The sequence below is a fragment of the Pseudomonas sp. Irchel s3a10 genome, assembly GCF_900187525.1.
Classification (GTDB): Bacteria; Pseudomonadota; Gammaproteobacteria; order Pseudomonadales; family Pseudomonadaceae; genus Aquipseudomonas; species Aquipseudomonas koreensis_G.
The window spans coordinates 1-17,576 of sequence record NZ_FYDR01000009.1 but is presented as its reverse complement, the minus strand read 5'-3'; the positions used below and the strand labels follow the sequence as shown (position 1 = coordinate 17,576).

The 17,576-nt window shown below is 59.1% G+C and carries 13 protein-coding genes; 10 read left to right on the top strand and 3 right to left on the bottom strand.

What is annotated here, in order from left to right:
• Positions 1-321 precede the first annotated feature (321 nt).
• Positions 322-1,041: an SIMPL domain-containing protein gene (locus CKW11_RS22665; protein ID WP_095139470.1), complete on the top strand. Its 720-nt coding sequence runs from the start codon at positions 322-324 to the stop codon at positions 1,039-1,041.
• Between the two features lie 170 nt (positions 1,042-1,211).
• On the opposite strand, the gene CKW11_RS22660 is transcribed toward CKW11_RS22665, so the two are convergent.
• On the bottom strand, positions 1,212-1,574 hold the full coding sequence (locus CKW11_RS22660) for a DUF6124 family protein (protein WP_095139469.1): 363 nt from the start codon (positions 1,572-1,574) through the stop codon (positions 1,212-1,214).
• A gap of 885 nt (positions 1,575-2,459) precedes the next feature.
• Between CKW11_RS22660 and CKW11_RS22655 the strand changes: the two genes are divergently transcribed.
• The 9 genes from CKW11_RS22655 (at position 2,460) to CKW11_RS22615 (ending at position 15,112) form a co-directional block, all read left to right on the top strand.
• On the top strand, positions 2,460-4,061 hold the full coding sequence (locus tag CKW11_RS22655; RefSeq protein WP_095139468.1) for an ABC transporter substrate-binding protein: 1,602 nt from the start codon (positions 2,460-2,462) through the stop codon (positions 4,059-4,061).
• Between the two features lie 260 nt (positions 4,062-4,321).
• Positions 4,322-5,947 carry an ABC transporter substrate-binding protein gene (locus tag CKW11_RS22650; protein ID WP_095139467.1) on the top strand — a complete coding sequence of 542 codons (1,626 nt, stop codon included), beginning with the start codon at positions 4,322-4,324 and terminating at the stop codon, positions 5,945-5,947.
• Positions 5,948-6,248: 301 nt separating this feature from the next.
• Positions 6,249-7,847 carry an ABC transporter substrate-binding protein gene (locus CKW11_RS22645; RefSeq protein WP_095139466.1) on the top strand — a complete coding sequence of 533 codons (1,599 nt, stop codon included), beginning with the start codon at positions 6,249-6,251 and terminating at the stop codon, positions 7,845-7,847.
• Positions 7,848-8,022: 175 nt separating this feature from the next.
• Complete coding sequence (locus tag CKW11_RS22640; RefSeq protein WP_095139465.1) at positions 8,023-9,459, top strand: OprD family porin; 1,437 nt, start codon at positions 8,023-8,025, stop codon at positions 9,457-9,459.
• Positions 9,460-9,536: 77 nt separating this feature from the next.
• The gene (locus tag CKW11_RS22635) at positions 9,537-11,132 is read left to right on the top strand and encodes an ABC transporter substrate-binding protein (RefSeq protein ID WP_095139464.1); all 1,596 of its coding nucleotides are present in this window, start codon (positions 9,537-9,539) and stop codon (positions 11,130-11,132) included.
• A gap of 73 nt (positions 11,133-11,205) precedes the next feature.
• Complete coding sequence (locus CKW11_RS22630) at positions 11,206-12,216, top strand: ABC transporter permease subunit (RefSeq protein ID WP_007953665.1); 1,011 nt, start codon at positions 11,206-11,208, stop codon at positions 12,214-12,216.
• A 10-nt stretch (positions 12,217-12,226) separates the two neighbouring features.
• A complete protein-coding gene (locus tag CKW11_RS22625) occupies positions 12,227-13,153 on the top strand; it encodes an ABC transporter permease subunit (RefSeq protein ID WP_095139463.1) in 927 nt (308 codons plus the stop codon).
• Between the two features lie 10 nt (positions 13,154-13,163).
• On the top strand, positions 13,164-14,132 hold the full coding sequence (locus CKW11_RS22620; protein WP_095139462.1) for an ABC transporter ATP-binding protein: 969 nt from the start codon (positions 13,164-13,166) through the stop codon (positions 14,130-14,132).
• Complete coding sequence (locus CKW11_RS22615) at positions 14,132-15,112, top strand: peptide ABC transporter ATP-binding protein (protein ID WP_095139461.1); 981 nt, start codon at positions 14,132-14,134, stop codon at positions 15,110-15,112. The genes CKW11_RS22620 and CKW11_RS22615 overlap by 1 nt, the downstream gene beginning before the upstream one ends.
• Before the next feature lie 200 nt (positions 15,113-15,312).
• On the opposite strand, the gene CKW11_RS22610 is transcribed toward CKW11_RS22615, so the two are convergent.
• Both CKW11_RS22610 and CKW11_RS22605 read right to left on the bottom strand, forming a co-directional pair.
• Positions 15,313-15,561: a hypothetical protein gene (locus CKW11_RS22610; RefSeq protein ID WP_095139460.1), complete on the bottom strand. Its 249-nt coding sequence runs from the start codon at positions 15,559-15,561 to the stop codon at positions 15,313-15,315.
• A 159-nt stretch (positions 15,562-15,720) separates the two neighbouring features.
• The gene (locus CKW11_RS22605; protein ID WP_095139459.1) at positions 15,721-16,911 is read right to left on the bottom strand and encodes an MFS transporter; all 1,191 of its coding nucleotides are present in this window, start codon (positions 16,909-16,911) and stop codon (positions 15,721-15,723) included.
• Between the last annotated feature and the right edge of the window lie 665 nt (positions 16,912-17,576).

Below are 17,576 nucleotides of genomic sequence, written 5' to 3'. Positions count from 1 at the left end.
TGTTGCCAGAAAAATCGGCTACCTCACATGGCTGTCCGAGATCGACTGTGGCGAGGGAGCTTGCTCCCGCTGGACTGCGAAGCAGGCCCAATCCCGGCAAATGCAGTCTGATTGGAAGACCGCAATTGCTGGTCTTACGACTGCTGCGCAGCCGAGCGGGAGCAAGCTCCCTCGCCACAAAAATCTCATTCGCTCAAGGAATACGTGCAGACATGAGATCTGTATAGAAGTTGTAACTGGGCGAACCGGATCACAGAAGCTAGAGTCTGATGGTTTCACGCAGGGACGAACCAACACCTGCGCATTATTCAAGGAGCCTTCATGCACACCTTTCGCCGCAGCGCCGCCCTTCTCGCCCTGACCGTCGGCAGTGTCGCCAGCCTTCCGGCGCTGGCCGCCGATGAGTTGCACTACAACCAGATCTCCCTGCGCGCCGAAGTCAGCCAGGAAGTGGCCCGCGACCTGATGATCGTGACGCTCTATACCGAAGCGCAAAACACCGACCCGGCCAAACTCGCCGCCGACGTCAGCACCACCATGAACAAGGCTCTGGCCCAGGCCAAGCAAGTCAAAGACATCACCCTGCGCCAGGGCAGCCGCAACAGCTACCCGATCTACGACACCAAAGGCCAGAAGATCACCGGCTGGCGTGAACGCGCCGAACTGCGCCTGGAAAGCGCCGACTTCGCCGCCCTGTCCAAACTCACCGGCGAGCTGCTGACCGACCTGAAAATGGGCGGCATGGACTTCGCCATTGCCGAGCCGACCCGCAAGGCCAGCGAAGACCAACTGCTCAAGGAAGCCGTCAGCGCCTTCAAGGCTCGCGCGCAACTGGCCACCGATGCACTGGGCGGCAAGGGCTACAAAATCGTCAACCTGAACCTCAGCAGCAACGGTTATCCACAACCGTACATGCGCGCCCCGATGATGATGAAAGCCGCCGGCATGGCGGATTCGGCACCGGTCACGCCGGAAGTTGAAGCCGGCACCAGCCAGGTCAGCCTGACCGCCGACGGCTCGATTGAAGTGCTGATGCAGTGAATTGATGTGGGCTGAATGAAAAACCGGCGATCAGTGAATGATCGCCGGTTTTTTTGTGCCTGGATTTTGTGGTGAATGTTCCGCCGCCATCGCGAGCAGGCTCACTCCTACAATTTGGAATGCGTTCCCCTGTAGGAGTGAGCCTGCTCGCGAAGAACGATGACACGGTCTCAAGCCTGCGGATCAACCCGATCCAGCGCCCGATTCACCGCCAGCTCAGCGAGCATGATGATCTGCTGAATCGCCAGCGCCGTATTGCGCTGCGGACGACTGAGCTGATCGGCGAAATCACTGGCCATGGTGTTGGCCGAGGCCAAGGATTCACAGGCGTGGGCCAGCAGGCTTTCAGTGTCGATGCCCGGATGGACGAGGAACATCGAACTGGGTGGACGCGGTTTTGTGGCTTCGGGGCTGAGGTAGAAGTCGAGGGCGCGCTTGATCGCTTCGCGGTTTTTTGCGAGGTCTTCGGCGTGGAGGGCTTCGGCGAGTGGGGTTGTAGGTTCGAGCGGTGGATCTGGGACGGGTTTGGACATTGTTAGCGTTCCTGGTCAACAGCCATTCACTCGCCGTTTCTCACGCGGCGGAGTGGTGGCAGCAATGTGCGGGGTGAGAAACCGGTAGGAACAAGCCCGGCCGGACCGAAGCCCGCCCGCACACAGCCGCCATAGAACATTGCAGCAGCAGAAATGCCGGCGGCAATTATGGTGGTACTGATTGTGGATTAACAGTTCCTGCGGGTTCTCACACCCGATCGCTGAGTTTTCAGCGACATCTAAAGGCTAGAGAGCTGACGTCCGAGGGACAACCTGAAAACCTTGTGGGAAGGTTCTGGTTATTTGAAACGACTTTAAACAAGCCAATTTTATCAGGTGACTGGACGGCCCTCTTCGCGAGCAAGCCCGCTCCCACAGTGGATAGCGTGCAGGCCGTTAGAGATTGGTCGGCTGTCAGGCCGCCATAACTTAGCCAGTCGCCGCACCCGCTTTTCACCACTCACACGATGAGCGTTAGCTCGAGTACCGCTTTTGATCTGAGGGCCCGTCGGCAGGCTGAGTGGAGGGATTTATCCGGGGGTGGGAGCGCAGCGACCGTTTGGCGCAGCCAAACACAGCGAGAGGAGGTGCAGCGAAGCAAACCGTAGGCGCTGCCCCCGGATGAATCCCGGAGCGAAGGAACCCGAGCCCAAGCGAGGGCCGAACGTCAGGGTAAAGCCCTTTGGTTACTTTGGGGCTTTTGCCAAAGTGACCCGCCGTCAGGGCGGAACCCTAAGCAGCCGTTACCGCAGCAACGGATATGTACCCGACAAAAGCCGCCACATATACCGAGATAGACACCCCAACAGGAAAAACGATATTTCCGAACACACCCAAATCCCCGCTAACCTGAAAAAACAACCACCTCCAAATCCCGGGGACTCCATGGAAAGATTCACCCTAAAACCACTACTAATCACCCTCGCACTGACAGCCATAGCCCCGATCGCAAACGCAGCCACCACACTGGTCTATTGCTCCGAAGCCAGCCCCGCCGGCTTCGACCCCAGCCAATACACCAGCGGCACCGACTTCGACGCCTCCGCCGAAACCGTCTTCAACCGCCTCACCCAATTCCAGCGCGGCGGCACCGAAGTCGAACCCGGCCTGGCAACCAACTGGGACGTAAGCCCAGACGGCCTCCAGTACACCTTCCACCTACGGCAAGGCGTGAAATTCCACACAACGGAATATTTCACCCCGACCCGCGATTTCAGCGCCGACGACGTCCTCTTCACCTTCCAGCGCCTGCTCGACCCGAACAACGCCTTTCGCAAGGCCTACCCCGCCGAATCCCCATACTTCACCGACATGGGCCTGAACACCACGATCAAATCGGTGGAAAAAATCGACGACCAGACCGTGCGCTTCAACCTCAACAACGTCGACGCCGCCTTCGTGCAAAACCTCGCCATGAGCTTCGCCTCAGTGCAATCGGCCGAATACGCCGCGCAACTTTTGAAGGAAGGCAAAGCCGCCGACCTCAACCAGAAGCCGGTGGGCACCGGCCCGTTTGTATTCAAGCGCTACCAGAAAGACTCGCAGATCCGCTACGCCGCCAACCCGACCTACTGGAAACCGGAAGACGTGAAGATCGACAACCTGATCTTCTCGATCACCCCGGACGCCGCCGTACGCCTGCAGAAACTCAAGGCCGGCGAATGCCAGGTCAGCGGCTACCCGCGCCCGGCCGACATCCAGGTCATGGAGAAAGACCCGAACCTGCGCGTGCTCAAGCAGGCCGGTTTCAACCTCGGCTTCCTCGCTTACAACACCACTCATCCGCCACTGGACCAGCTCAAGGTCCGCGAGGCGCTGGACATGGCCATCGACAAACCGGCGATCATCAAAGCCGTTTACCAGAGTGCCGGCCAGTTGGCGCAGAACGCCCTGCCGCCTGCGCAATGGTCCTATGACCCGACCATCAAAGACGCCCCTTACGACCCGGTCAAAGCCCGGGTGCTACTGAAAGAAGCAGGGGTTGCACCGGGTACAACCATCAACCTTTGGGCGATGACGGTGCAGCGCGCTTCAAACCCGAATGCGCGCATGTCGGCACAGATGATCCAGCAGGATTGGGAGAAAATCGGCATCAAGGCCAACATCGTCAGCTACGAATGGGGCGAGTACATCAAGCGTGCGAAAAATGGCGAACACGACGCGATGATCTATGGTTGGACCGGTGACAACGGCGACCCGGACAACTGGCTCGGCGTGCTCTACAGCTGCGCGGCGGTGAAAGGCAGCAACTACGCCAAGTGGTGCGACCCGGCCTACGACAAACTGGTGCAGCAGGCCAAAGTGACCACCGACAAGGCGCAACGGGTAAAACTGTATCAACAGGCGCAACTGATCCTTAAACAACAGGTGCCGATCACCCCGATTGCCAACTCGACGGTGTTCCAGCCGCTGCGCAAGGAAGTGACCGACTTCAAGATCAGCCCGTTCGGTCTTACCCCCTTCTACGGCGTGGGTATAAATAAGTAACACCGAGCCCCAACGCGGCGCGCACAACGTGACCAGCGCACCGTTTTGGGGCTTCGTTTGCACCGTAAAAACCACTCGCAAACGGTCAAATGCGTCAAAAGTTACACAGATGCGACATTAAGGTACGTACGTGCCACCGTTTAACGCTCGCTCACACTCTGGATCTTGCATTGGGTATGGCCCCTGCATAAGTATCCGCAGGCACGACTCACGAGGTCGTACCTCACTATTAAAAAATGACAACAAATCATGAGGCCAACATGCTTAAACACGCGGTCATTCCGTTTTTAGTCGGCGCAGGCTTGTTAGCCTCCGCACCTTTCGCATCCGCTGCGACTAACCTGGTGTTCTGCTCCGAAGGGAGCCCGGCCGGTTTTGATCCAGGCCAGTACACCACCGGAACCGACTTCGACGCCTCAGCCGAAACCATGTTCAACCGTCTGAGCCAGTTCGAGCGTGGCGGCACCGCCGTTATCCCGGGTCTGGCCACCAGCTGGGACATTTCCCCGGACGGCCTGACTTACACCTTCCACCTGCGTGAAGGCGTCAAGTTCCACACCACCCCGTATTTCAAGCCGACTCGTGAGTTCAACGCCGACGACGTGCTGTTCACCTTCAATCGCATGATTAACAAGGATGACCCGTTCCGTAAGGCGTACCCGACCGAATTCCCGTACTTCACCGACATGGGGATGGACACCAACATCACCAAGATCGATAAAGTCGACGACCACACCGTCAAGTTCACGCTGAAAGAAGTCGACGCCGCGTTCATCCAGAACATGGCCATGAGCTTCGCCTCGATCCAGTCCGCCGAGTACGCTGCCCAACTGCTGAAAGACGGCAAGGCTGCCGACATCAACCAGAAGCCGATCGGCACTGGCCCGTTCGTGTTCAAGAGCTACCAGAAAGACTCGAACATCCGTTACACCGGCAACAAGGACTACTGGAAGCCGGATGACGTGAAGATCGACAACCTGATCTTCGCCATCACCACCGACCCGTCGGTGCGTATCCAGAAGCTGAAAAAGAACGAATGCCAGGTCACCCTGTTCCCGCGTCCGGCGGATCTCGCGGCGCTCAAGGCCGACAAGACCCTGAAGATGCCTGACCAGGCCGGTTTCAACCTGGGCTACATCGCCTACAACGTGATGGACAAGGTCAAGGGCAGCAACGAAGCGAACCCGCTGGCTGACCTGCGTGTACGTCAGGCGCTGGACATGGCGGTGAACAAGCCACAGATCATCGATTCGGTTTACCAGGGCGCCGGCCAGCTGGCCGTCAACGCCATGCCGCCGACCCAGTGGTCCTACGACACCACCATCAAGGACGCCAAGTACGACCCTGAGAAAGCCAAACAGCTGCTCAAGGAAGCCGGCGTCAAGGAAGGTACCGAGATCGTGCTGTGGGCGATGCCGGTGCAGCGTCCGTACAACCCGAACGCCAAACTGATGGCTGAAATGCTCCAGTCCGACTGGGCCAAGATCGGCTTGAAAGTGAAGATCACCAGCTACGAATGGGGCGAGTACATCAAGCGCTCCAAAGGTGGCGAGAACCAGGCCATGATCATTGGCTGGAGCGGTGACAATGGTGACCCGGACAACTGGCTGAACGTGCTGTTCGGCTGCGACTCGCTCAGCGGCAACAACTTCTCCAAGTGGTGCGACAAGAAGTTCGACGGCCTCGTCAAGGAAGCCAAGCGCACGACCGACCAGGGCAAGCGCACCGAACTGTACAAACAGGCGCAACACGTCCTCAAAGATGCAGTCCCAATGACACCTATCGCTCACTCGACGGTGTATCAACCCATGCGCGCCAACGTGCAGGACTTCAAGATCAGCCCATTCGGCTTGAATTCCTTCTACGGCGTCAGCGTCAGCAATTAAGCCATTGCAAGGGCGACGTTCATGACGTCGCCCTTGCTTTAGCTGCCGGGAAGTCAGGAATTTGCCTACAGCCAATTCCGCTGCGGATGACTGCAGTGGCATAGGACGTGTCGACTTTTCCTACGAGTTTTCAGGCAATTACGCATTTACTGCCAGACCCACGGCCCCTACCGTCGGGTTCTGACCAGTTTCTGCGTGTGCCACCGGCTTGCCGTACGTGCTGGATTGAGCTCGATGCCACCTCAACGTCTCTGGACGGGACCGCGGTGCATTGAACAACACTACAAAAAGAGGGAGCGTCATGCGCCATACCTTGATTTTTTCCGCATTGCTGGGCGCCGGCCTGTTGGCCGCCACGTCAGCCAGTTACGCCGCCAGCAACAGCCTGGTGTTTTGCTCTGAAGGCAGCCCGGCGGGTTTTGATACCGCGCAGTACACGACGGCCACCGATAACGATGCCGCCGAGCCGCTGTACAACCGTCTGGTCGAGTTTGAAAAAGGCGCGACCAACGTCGTACCGGGACTGGCAACCAAGTGGGATATTTCCCAGGATGGTCTCAAGTACACCTTTCACCTGCGTGAAGGTGTGAAATTTCACACAACGCCGTACTTCAAACCGACGCGCGATTTCAACGCCGACGACGTGCTGTTCACGTTTAACCGCATGCTCGATCCGCAACAGCCATTCCGTAAGGCTTATCCGACCGAATTCCCGTATTTCAACGGGATGAGTCTGAACAAGAACATCGCCAAGGTCGAAAAGACCGGGCCGCTGACCGTGGAATTCACGCTCAACAGCGTCGACGCCGCGTTCATCCAGAACATCGCCATGAGCTTCGCTGCCATCCTGTCCGCCGAATACGCCGACAAGCTGCTGGCCGAAGGCAAGCCGAGCGACATCAACCAGAAGCCGGTCGGTACCGGGCCGTTCGTGTTCAAGAGCTATCAGAAAGACTCGAACATCCGTTACACCGGCAACGAACAGTACTGGGACCCGAGCCGGGTCAAGCTGAAGAATCTGATCTTCGCGATCAACACCGACGCCTCGGTGCGCGTGCAGAAGCTCAAGGCCGGCGAATGCCAGATCACCCTGCACCCGCGCCCTGCCGATGTCGAAGCACTGAAAGCCGACCCGAAACTGCAGCTGATTTCCAAGCCGGGTTTCAACCTCGGCTACATCGCCTACAACGTGCGCCACAAGCCCTTCGACCAGCTCGAAGTACGTCAGGCGCTGGACATGGCGGTGAATAAACAGGGGATTCTCAACGCTGTTTATCAAGGCGCCGGGCAACTGGCGGTCAACGCCATGCCACCGACCCAGTGGTCCTACGACGACAGCATCAAAGACGCCGCCTACAACCCGGAAAAAGCCCGCGAGCTGCTCAAGGCTGCCGGCGTGAAAGAAGGCACCGAAATCACCCTGTGGGCGATGCCGGTACAGCGTCCGTACAACCCGAACGCCAAACTGATGGCCGAAATGCTCCAGGCGGACTGGGCAAAAATCGGTCTGAAAGTGAAGATCGTCAGCTACGAATGGGGCGAGTACATCAAGCGCACCAAGAATGGCGAGCACGACATCAGCCTGATCGGCTGGACCGGCGACAACGGCGACCCGGACAACTGGCTGGGCACGCTGTACAGCTGCGATGCCATTGGCGGCAACAACTATTCCATGTGGTGCGATCCGGCTTACGACAAGCTGATCAAAGAGGCCAAGGTCGTCACCGACCGCGACCAGCGCACCATGCTCTACAAACAGGCGCAGCAGTTGCTCAAGCAGCAAGTGCCGATCACGCCTGTCGCCCACTCGACGGTCAACCAGCCGTTAAGCGCCAGGGTTGAAGGCTTCAAGGTCAGCCCCTTCGGTCGCAATGTGTTCTCGGGCGTCAGTATCGATTAACCCAACCGATTAGCCGCAATGCTGAGGGGACCGTCTATCCCCTCACGCAAGCGCTTTGCCGAAATTCGCCAATCCGGCCTTTTGCAAACGTTTGCGATGTGTGAAATGAGTTCTAAACCAATAACCGGCCCACCCAAAAAAGCCGGCATAAAAAGAAAGTAAAGGAGCTTCACCCATGAAACTGAGCAGCACCGCGATACTGGCCCTGGCCATCAGCAGCGTCACCGCCACGGCTTATGCGGAAACCCAAAGCCAGGCGTTCACCCCGGTGACCGTCAACACCAAGAGCGCCCAGGCTGAAGCGACCGGCTTCGTCGAAGGACAATCGATCACCGGTACGACGCGTAACTGGTACGCCAATGAGCAACTGAAGCGCGGCGGCAAGTTCGCCTACAAAAAGAACGGTCAGATCGCCGAAACCGACCGACGGATCAACTGGGTACAAGGCACCATCGTCAAGTACAACTCGGGCTTTACCGAGGGTACTGTAGGGATCAGCACTGAAGTCGCGGCGTACAACGCCATCGCGCTCGAACGTGATCGTGAGAATCTGGCCTCCGGTAACGGTGGCGCACCGAAGACCGGCGCTTACTCAGGGAACAACCGTACCCTGACTCACAAGAACAACGGTGAGGCGGTCGATCAGTGGAGCAAAGTGGGCCTGGCCAACATCAAGGCGCGCGTTTCCAACACCACGCTGACCGCCGGCCGCATGGGTTTCAGCAGCCCCCAAGTCGACGTGATAGGCAACCGTGCGCTGCCTTCGAGCTTCGAAGGTATTGCCCTGCACAGTGAAGAACTGAACAACCTGTCCTTCGACCTGGCCACGTTCGATCGCGTATCGCCGCGCTCGGAACAAAGCCTGCAAAAATTCCGCGCTGAATACGCCAACGGCCGCGTTGAATCCGACAAGGTCAACACCGCAGGCATCAGCTACCAGCCGCTCGCCAGCCTGAAAACCAGCCTGTGGGGCACTCAGGTTGAAGACCTGTGGAATCAGTACTACTTCGGCGCCACCCATGAGTTGGGTGACAGCAATGTCCTCGCTCTGACCACCGGCCTGAATTACTACAAAACCGTCGACGAAGGCAAAAAGCTGCTGGGCGAAATCGACAACGACACCTACTCGCTGTCGTTCGGCCTGACCCACCAGGCACACAACCTGACCTTCTCGTACCAGCAAGTGAACGGTAACGAATACTTCGACTACCTGCACGAAACCAACGGCATTTACCTGGCCAACTCCCTGCTGTCGGACTTCAACGGCCCGAACGAGAAGTCCTTTCAGGTTTCCTACGCCATCAACATGGCCGAGTACGGCGTGCCGGGTCTGAAATTCAACATCTATCAGGCGCGCGGCTGGGGCATCGACGGCACCCACTACACCGGCAACAAAGGTGTGGCGGGCAAAGGTTACGACACCATCCAGGAACAGGACGGCGAGCACCACTATGAATACGGCATCGGCGCGACCTATGCGGTACAAAGCGGTCCGCTGAAAGCCACCACCATTCGCGGCACTTACACCGCGCACCGTGCGAGCGAGTTCCAGTCCGACGGCAGCATCAACGAGTTCCGTCTCGTGACCACCATCCCGTTCAACATCCTGTAAAAACGCCAACCGACGGCTGACTCATGATGAGTCGGCCGTTCGGTTTTTTGTCTTCAACCGATTGCAGAGGGTTATCGATGAAAATGCTTCCCCTACGTGCGGCCGTTGCTGCCGCGTTGTTGAGCGCCGCCATCGGCGTCTCGGCCAAACCCTTGGTGGTCTGCACCGAAGCCAGCCCGGAAGGCTTCGATATGGTCCAGTACACAACTGCAGTCACTGCCGATGCGGTGGCCGAAACCATCTTCAACCGCTTGGCCGACTTCAAGCCCGGCACCACTGAAGTGATTCCGGCATTGGCCGAATCCTGGGATATCAGTGAAGACGGCCTGACCTACACGTTCCATTTGCGCAAAGGCGTCAAGTTTCACACCACCGAATACTTCAAGCCGACCCGCGACATGAACGCCGACGACGTGGTCTGGAGCTTCCAGCGTCAGCTGGACCCGAATCACCCGTGGCACAAACTGTCGAGCGTCGGCTTCCCGTACTTTGAAAGCATGGGCTTCAAGGAACTGCTGAAAAACGTCGAAAAAGTCGACGACAACACGGTCAAGTTCACCCTGACCCGCCGCGAAGCGCCGTTCCTGGCCGACATCGCCATGGCGTTTTCCTCGATCTACCCGGCCGAATACGCCGACCAGTTGCTCAAGTCCGGCAAGACCGGCGACCTCAACAACAAGCCAGTCGGCACCGGTCCGTTCATCTTCCAGCGCTATGCAAAAGATGCGCAGGTGCGCTTCAAGGCCAACCCGGACTACTTCCGTGGCAAGGCCCCGGCCGACGCGCTGATCCTGGCGATCGCCACCGACAACAACGTGCGCCTGCAGAAGCTCAAGGCCAACGAGTGCCAGATCGCGCTGTATCCGAAACCGGACGACATCCCGAGCATCAAGAAAGACAGCAACCTGAAAGTCGACGAACTGGATGCGATGACCGTCTCGTATATCGCCATGAACACCCAGCACAAGTACATGAGCGACGTGCGCGTGCGTAAGGCCATCGACATCGCGTTCGACAAGGAAGCCTACGTCAACGCGCTGTTCGGCAAAGGCAATGCCTCGGTGGCGGTCAACCCGTACCCGCCGACGCTGCTGGGCTACAACCACGACCTGAAGAACCCGCCACGCGATCTGGACAAGGCCCGTGCCTTGCTCAAGGAAGCCGGAGTTCCGGAAGGCACCGTGTTTACCCTGTTTACCCGTAACGGTGGCGGCCCGACCAACCCGAACCCGATGCTCGGCGCGCAGATGATGCAGGCCGATCTGGCGAAAGTCGGGATCAAGATCGACATCCGCGTGATGGAATGGGGCGAAATGCTCAAGCGCGCCAAAGCCGGCGAGCACGATATGGTCTCGGCCGGATGGGCTGGCGATAACGGCGACCCGGATAACTTCCTGACGCCTATGCTCAGTTGCGAAGCGGCCAAGAACGGCGAAAACTACGCGCGCTGGTGCAACGAGAAATTCCAGGCACTGCTCGACGAAGCACGGGCTAAAGTAGATCCGGCCGAACGCGCCAAACTCTACGAACAGGCCCAGGTGCTGTTTAATCAGGACCAACCGTGGATCAGCATGGCCCACACCCGTATGTTTACCGCAATGCGCAACAACGTAGAGGGTTATCACATCAGCCCTCTCACAACTAATAACTTCGCCACTACCCAGGTGAAGTAGATAAGAAACTCCCGGCGACCCTGACCCCAGGGTCGCCGGGCACGCCTAACCGGCTGATGAGGTACCACACAAGATGTTTAGTTTTATTGCCCGCCGACTGGGGTTGTTGATCCCCACGTTTTTCGGCATCACCTTGCTGACTTTCGCGTTGATTCGCATGATTCCGGGCGACCCCGTGGAAGTGATGATGGGCGAACGTCGGGTCGACCCCGAAATGCACGCTCAGGCAATGGAACGCCTAGGTCTGAACAAACCGCTGTATGCCCAGTACCTGGACTACATCGGCAAACTGGCCCACGGCGATCTCGGCGAATCCCTGCGTACGCGTGAAAGCGTATGGACCGAGTTCACCTCCCTTTTCCCGGCGACCCTGGAACTGTCCATGGCCGCCCTGCTGTTCGCCGGCATCCTCGGTCTTCTGGCCGGGGTGATTGCGGCACTCAAGCGAGGATCCCTGTTCGACCACGGGGTGATGGGCATCTCCCTGGCGGGGTATTCGATGCCGATCTTCTGGTGGGGCCTGATCCTGATCATGTTCTTCTCGGTGAGCCTGGGCTGGACCCCGGTGTCCGGACGGATCGACCTGCTCTACGACATCGAGCCGCGCACCGGTTTCATGCTGATCGACACGCTGCTGGCCGATGACATGGGCGCATTCCTCGATGCCCTGCATCACCTGATCCTGCCGGCCATCGTGCTTGGCACCATTCCGCTGGCGGTGATCGCGCGGATGACCCGTTCGTCGATGCTCGAAGTGCTGCGTGAAGACTACATCCGCACCGCCAAGGCCAAAGGCCTGTCGCCGTCGCGTGTGGTGTTCGTGCACGGCCTGCGCAACGCGCTGATCCCGGTCCTGACCGTGGTCGGCCTGCAAGTCGGCACCCTGCTGGCCGGTGCAGTCCTGACCGAAACCATCTTCTCCTGGCCCGGCATCGGCAAATGGCTGATCGAAGCCATTGGCGCCCGGGACTACCCGGTTGTGCAAAACGGCATCCTGTTAATCGCCTGCCTGGTGATTCTGGTCAACTTCGTAGTGGACATCCTCTACGGCTTTGCCAACCCACGCATCCGTCATCAGCGCTGAGGTCCATATCATGAGCACTCCAACATCCTCAGTAGCCACCGCCGCTCCAAGCGCGGATCAAAGCCTGCTGTACCCGTCGCCGTACAAAGAATTCTGGCAAGCCTTCTCCAAGAACAAGGGCGCGGTTGCCGGCCTGCTGTTCATGCTGCTGATCATCTTCTGCGCGATTTTCGCGCCGTGGGTCGCGCCGCATAACCCGAGCGAGCAATACCGTGACTTCCTGCTGACGCCACCGGCGTGGCTCGAAGGCGGGCAGATGCAATTCCTGCTCGGCACCGATGAACTCGGTCGTGACCTGCTGTCACGGCTGATCCAGGGTTCGCGCCTGTCGCTGCTGATCGGTCTGTCGTCGGTGGTGATGTCGCTGATCCCGGGGATCCTGCTGGGTCTGTTCGCCGGTTTCTTCCCGAAAATGATTGGCCCGACCATCATGCGCTTGATGGACATCATGCTGGCCCTGCCGTCCTTGCTGCTGGCGGTGGCGATCGTCGCCATCCTCGGCCCTGGCCTGATCAACACCGTGATCGCTATCGCTGTGGTATCGCTGCCGTCCTACGTGCGTCTGACTCGCGCCGCCGTGATGGGCGAACTGAACCGCGACTACGTGACCGCCGCGCGTCTGGCCGGTGCCGGTCTGCCACGTCTGATGTTCATCACCGTGCTGCCCAACTGCATGGCGCCGCTGATCGTACAGGCGACCCTGAGTTTCTCTTCGGCGATTCTCGACGCTGCGGCGCTGGGCTTCCTCGGCCTTGGCGTACAACCGCCAACCCCTGAGTGGGGCACCATGCTGGCCTCGGCCCGCGATTACATCGAACGCGCCTGGTGGGTCGTCAGTCTGCCTGGTTTGACCATTTTGCTCAGCGTGCTGGCAATCAACTTGATGGGCGACGGTCTGCGCGATGCGCTGGACCCGAAACTCAAGAACGCCGCCTGAGGAGATTCCCATGTCACTGCTAGAAATCAAGAATCTCAACGTTCGCTTCGGCGACAAAACCGCTACACCCGTTGTCGATGGCCTCGACCTGAAAGTCGACAAAGGCGAAGTCCTGGCGATCGTTGGCGAATCGGGTTCGGGTAAATCCGTGACCATGATGGCGCTGATGGGCCTGATCGAGCATCCCGGCATCGTGACCGCCGACTCGCTCAGCTTTGACGGCAAAGACATGCTCAAGCTGAGCAATCGTCAGCGTCGGCAAATCGTCGGCAAAGACCTGTCGATGGTGTTCCAGGACCCGATGACCGCGCTCAACCCGAGCTACACCGTCGGTTTCCAGATCGAAGAAGTACTGCGTCTGCACCTGAAAATGTCCGGCAAGCAAGCGCGCAAACGTGCGATCGAGTTGCTGGAAAAAGTGGAGATCCCGGGCGCCGCCAGCCGTATGGACGCCTACCCGCACCAACTGTCCGGCGGTATGAGCCAGCGCGTGGCAATCGCCATGGCGATCGCCGGCGAACCGAAACTGCTGATCGCCGACGAACCGACCACTGCACTGGACGTGACGATTCAGGCACAGATCATGGATCTGCTGCTGGCGTTGCAGAAAGAACAGAACATGGGCCTGGTGCTGATCACCCACGACCTCGCCGTCGTGGCCGAAACCGCCCAGCGCGTGTGCGTGATGTACGCCGGCCAAGCCGTTGAAGTCGGTCAGGTGCCGCAACTGTTCGACATCCCCGCGCACCCATACAGCGAAGCGCTGCTCAAGGCGATTCCGGAACACAGCCAGGGCGCCTCACGCCTGTCGACCCTGCCGGGCATCGTCCCGGGCCGCTACGACCGTCCGCAGGGTTGCCTGCTGTCGCCGCGCTGCCCGTACGTGCAGGACAGCTGCCGCGCGCAGCGTCCGGCCCTTGATCCGAAAAGCAACAGCCTCGCTCGCTGCTTCTTCCCGCTGAACCAGGAGGTGGCGTAATGGCCGTCGTACTTACCGCCCGCGACCTGACCCGTCACTACGAAGTGTCCCGTGGCCTGTTCAAGGGCCACGCGACCGTGCGCGCCCTCAACGGTGTGTCGTTCGAACTGGAAGCCGGCAAGACCCTCGCCGTGGTCGGCGAATCGGGCTGCGGCAAATCCACCCTCGCCCGCGCCCTGACCCTGATTGAAGAGCCGTCGTCCGGCTCGCTGAAAATCGCCGGGCAGGAAGTGGCTGGCGCCGACAAGGCTCAGCGCAAGCAACTGCGCAAAGACGTGCAGATGGTGTTCCAGAGCCCGTACGCGTCATTGAACCCACGGCAAAAAGTCGGTGACCAGCTCGGCGAGCCGCTGCTGATCAACACCAACCTGTCCGCCGCCGAACGTCGCGAAAAAGTCCAGGCGATGATGAAGCAGGTCGGCTTGCGTCCCGAGCACTACCAGCGTTATCCGCACATGTTCTCCGGCGGTCAGCGCCAGCGGATCGCCCTCGCTCGCGCGATGATGCTGCAACCGAAAGTGCTGGTGGCGGATGAGCCTACCTCGGCACTGGACGTGTCGATTCAGGCGCAGGTGCTGAACCTGTTCATGGACTTGCAGCAGGAATTCAACACTGCTTACGTGTTCATCTCGCACAACCTGGCGGTGGTGCAACACGTGGCCGATGACGTGATGGTGATGTACCTCGGTCGCCCGGTGGAAATGGGTCCGAAGAACGACATCTATGAGCGTCCATTGCACCCGTACACCCAGGCGCTGCTGTCAGCGACCCCGACCATTCACCCGGACCCGAACAAGCCGAAAATCAAGATCGTCGGCGAATTGCCCAACCCGTTGAATCCGCCACCGGGCTGCGCGTTCCACAAGCGCTGCCCATACGCGACCGAGCGTTGCAGCACTGAAGAGCCGTTGTTGCGTGAATTGGATAATCGCCAGGTGGCCTGCCACTACGCCGAGCAATTCCTCGACGGCGCCGCCTGATTAACGGCGGACGAAAGTGTGGGAGCGGGCTTGCTCGCGAATGCGGTGTGACAGTCCATGATAATGGTGACTGACTCACCGCTTTCGGGAGCAAGCCCCCTCCCACAGGGAGCTTGAGTTGTAGCTAAAGCGTTAACCAGACCCCTTCTGTCTCGATTGCGCATCAGTCGAGGCAGAAGGGGTTTTCTTTTGGCCAAGATCTACGTCTGGCTGTCGCCTTCATCGTCCGGTTCATCAGTGGTAGAGTCGTCGTCATCGGCGCTGCCACCCTGCCCCTGATCGCCTGGCTCTGATTCCGACTTGGCGAGCATCAAGCCGCTGTGTCCGACCTGGCCGTTAAACGCCTGGGAATCGTGATCCTCGCACTCGGCCCAGGCCGTCGCGGTGCCGAGGGACAGCATCACCATCACTTTCAACAACATCAAAATCCGTAGCAATCTGCTTTTCATGGCCGACTCCATCCTGTTGCGCTAAGACATGCTTGCCGGACTGGCTCCGTGTGAAATCTAGTTGCGATCCGGCCGGCTCACCACTTAGGACGCAGCAAGGCGGGCAGAAATGCCATCGGCAGACAGATTGCTTTCGAATAACAGCAATAACCGAAACAGCTAAGCGCCGCGCGTGGCCTGCCAGGTCAGCGGGATGGAGATGAGCACCAACAGCGCACTCATGAGCCAGACACTGTGACCGCCAAACTGACCATAGAGCTGACCACTGAGCACGGGTGACAACAACGCACTGGCGCTCCAGCTCATAAAGAACAGACCAAAGTACTGGCCGCTTTTGCCACGCTGGGCAAACTGCATCGCCAGCACATTCAGCGGCGGCATGAACAACGCCTCGCCCAAGGTCCAGATCACCGTCGACAGGCAGACGAACGCCAGCCCGGATCCGAACGGCAACATGCCCAATCCGCCGGCCAGCAACAAACTCCCGGCGAGCATTTGCCGCCGCGTGCCCCAACGCTCGCCGCAGTGTGACAACGGAATCTGCAGCGCGATCACCAGCAACGCATTGAGCCCGAACTGCCAGCCGATCGCCTCGGTGCTCAAGTGGTAGTAATCACGCAGATAATTGCCCAGCGTGCTGTAGACCGTGTCGAATGCAATGCCAAGCACGGCCGTCGCCGCGAGCAGCCACAGAAACGGTTTATCGTGATACGGCGCACCCGATCCCCCTGCACCGTTCATTGAGGCCTCGTCATTGGCCAACACCGGCCGCAGCCAAGTGGTACGAACAAACCACAGCAAGGCCAACAGCGTCATCGCCGCGCTGCCGAAAAACACCCAGCGAAAATCCGTCTGCGCCAACACCCCGCCGGCAATACCCGCAGCAGCCATGCCAAGGTTGCGCGCCACCCGACTCAAGGCCTGCGCACGCGAGCGTTGAGCGACTTCGCAGTACTCCATGATCAGGCGCTGGTGCAGGGTGCGAATAGCCCCATCGATCGTCCCGCTGAGCAACAGCAATGCCGCCAGCAACGGCACTTGCGTGACCAGCCCCAGCAGAATCAACACCCACACCGAAACAAAGAACAACGTCGCCGTCAGCCGCGCCGTGCGCACATGATCACTGAGCAGCCCACCGAGCATCGAACCGACCAACAACCCGGCACCGTACGCTGACAACAGCCAACCCACCGTCTCGATCGCCAGCCCCAGCTCCTGGCGCAGGTACAGCGCCATGAACAACTTGACCATGCTGCTCAGACGATTGATGAACAGCAGGGCCGCAAGCACCCAGGCCATCAGACTGAAATAACCGTTGGGGCGCAGCAGATGGATGAGGTTGCGCGTCATTCCATTGACCTCTCAAAGCGACCGGCGTGACCTGGAACACTAACGTCCAGCACGCCGGTTGTCGCGCTCAAGAACCTCGAGATTTCAAAATACGGATTCGCCCTACAGCCCCTTCAGGAGCTGCCTTCAGTCGCTCAATTCGATTAGAAAAAATGGTCTGCTGTCAGGCCGCCATCGCCAGCAGGCTGGCTCCTACAGTGGGATTGGTTGTGCTCAGTTGGAGATTGGTCGGCGGTGAAACCGCTTTCGCGAGCAAGCCCGCTCCCACAATTGGATTGGGTGCAATCAGTTAGAGATTGGTCTGCTGTAAGGCCGCCATCGCCAGCAGGCTGGCTCCTACAGTGGGATTGGTTGTGTTCAGTTGGAGATTGGTCGGCTGTGAAACCGCTTTCGCGAGCAAGCCCGCTCCCACAATTGGATTGGGTGCAATCAGTTAGAGATTGGTCTGCTATCAGGCCGCTATCGCCAGCAGGCTGGCTCCTACAGTGGGATTGGTTGTGTTCAGTTGGAGATTGGTCGGCTGTGAAACCGCTTTCGCGAGCAAGCCCGCTCCCACAATTGGATTGGGTGCAATCAGTTAGAGATTGGTCGGCTATCAGGCCGCCATCGCCAGCAGGCTGGCTCCTAGAGTGGGATTGGTTGTGCTCAGTTGGAGATTGGTCCGC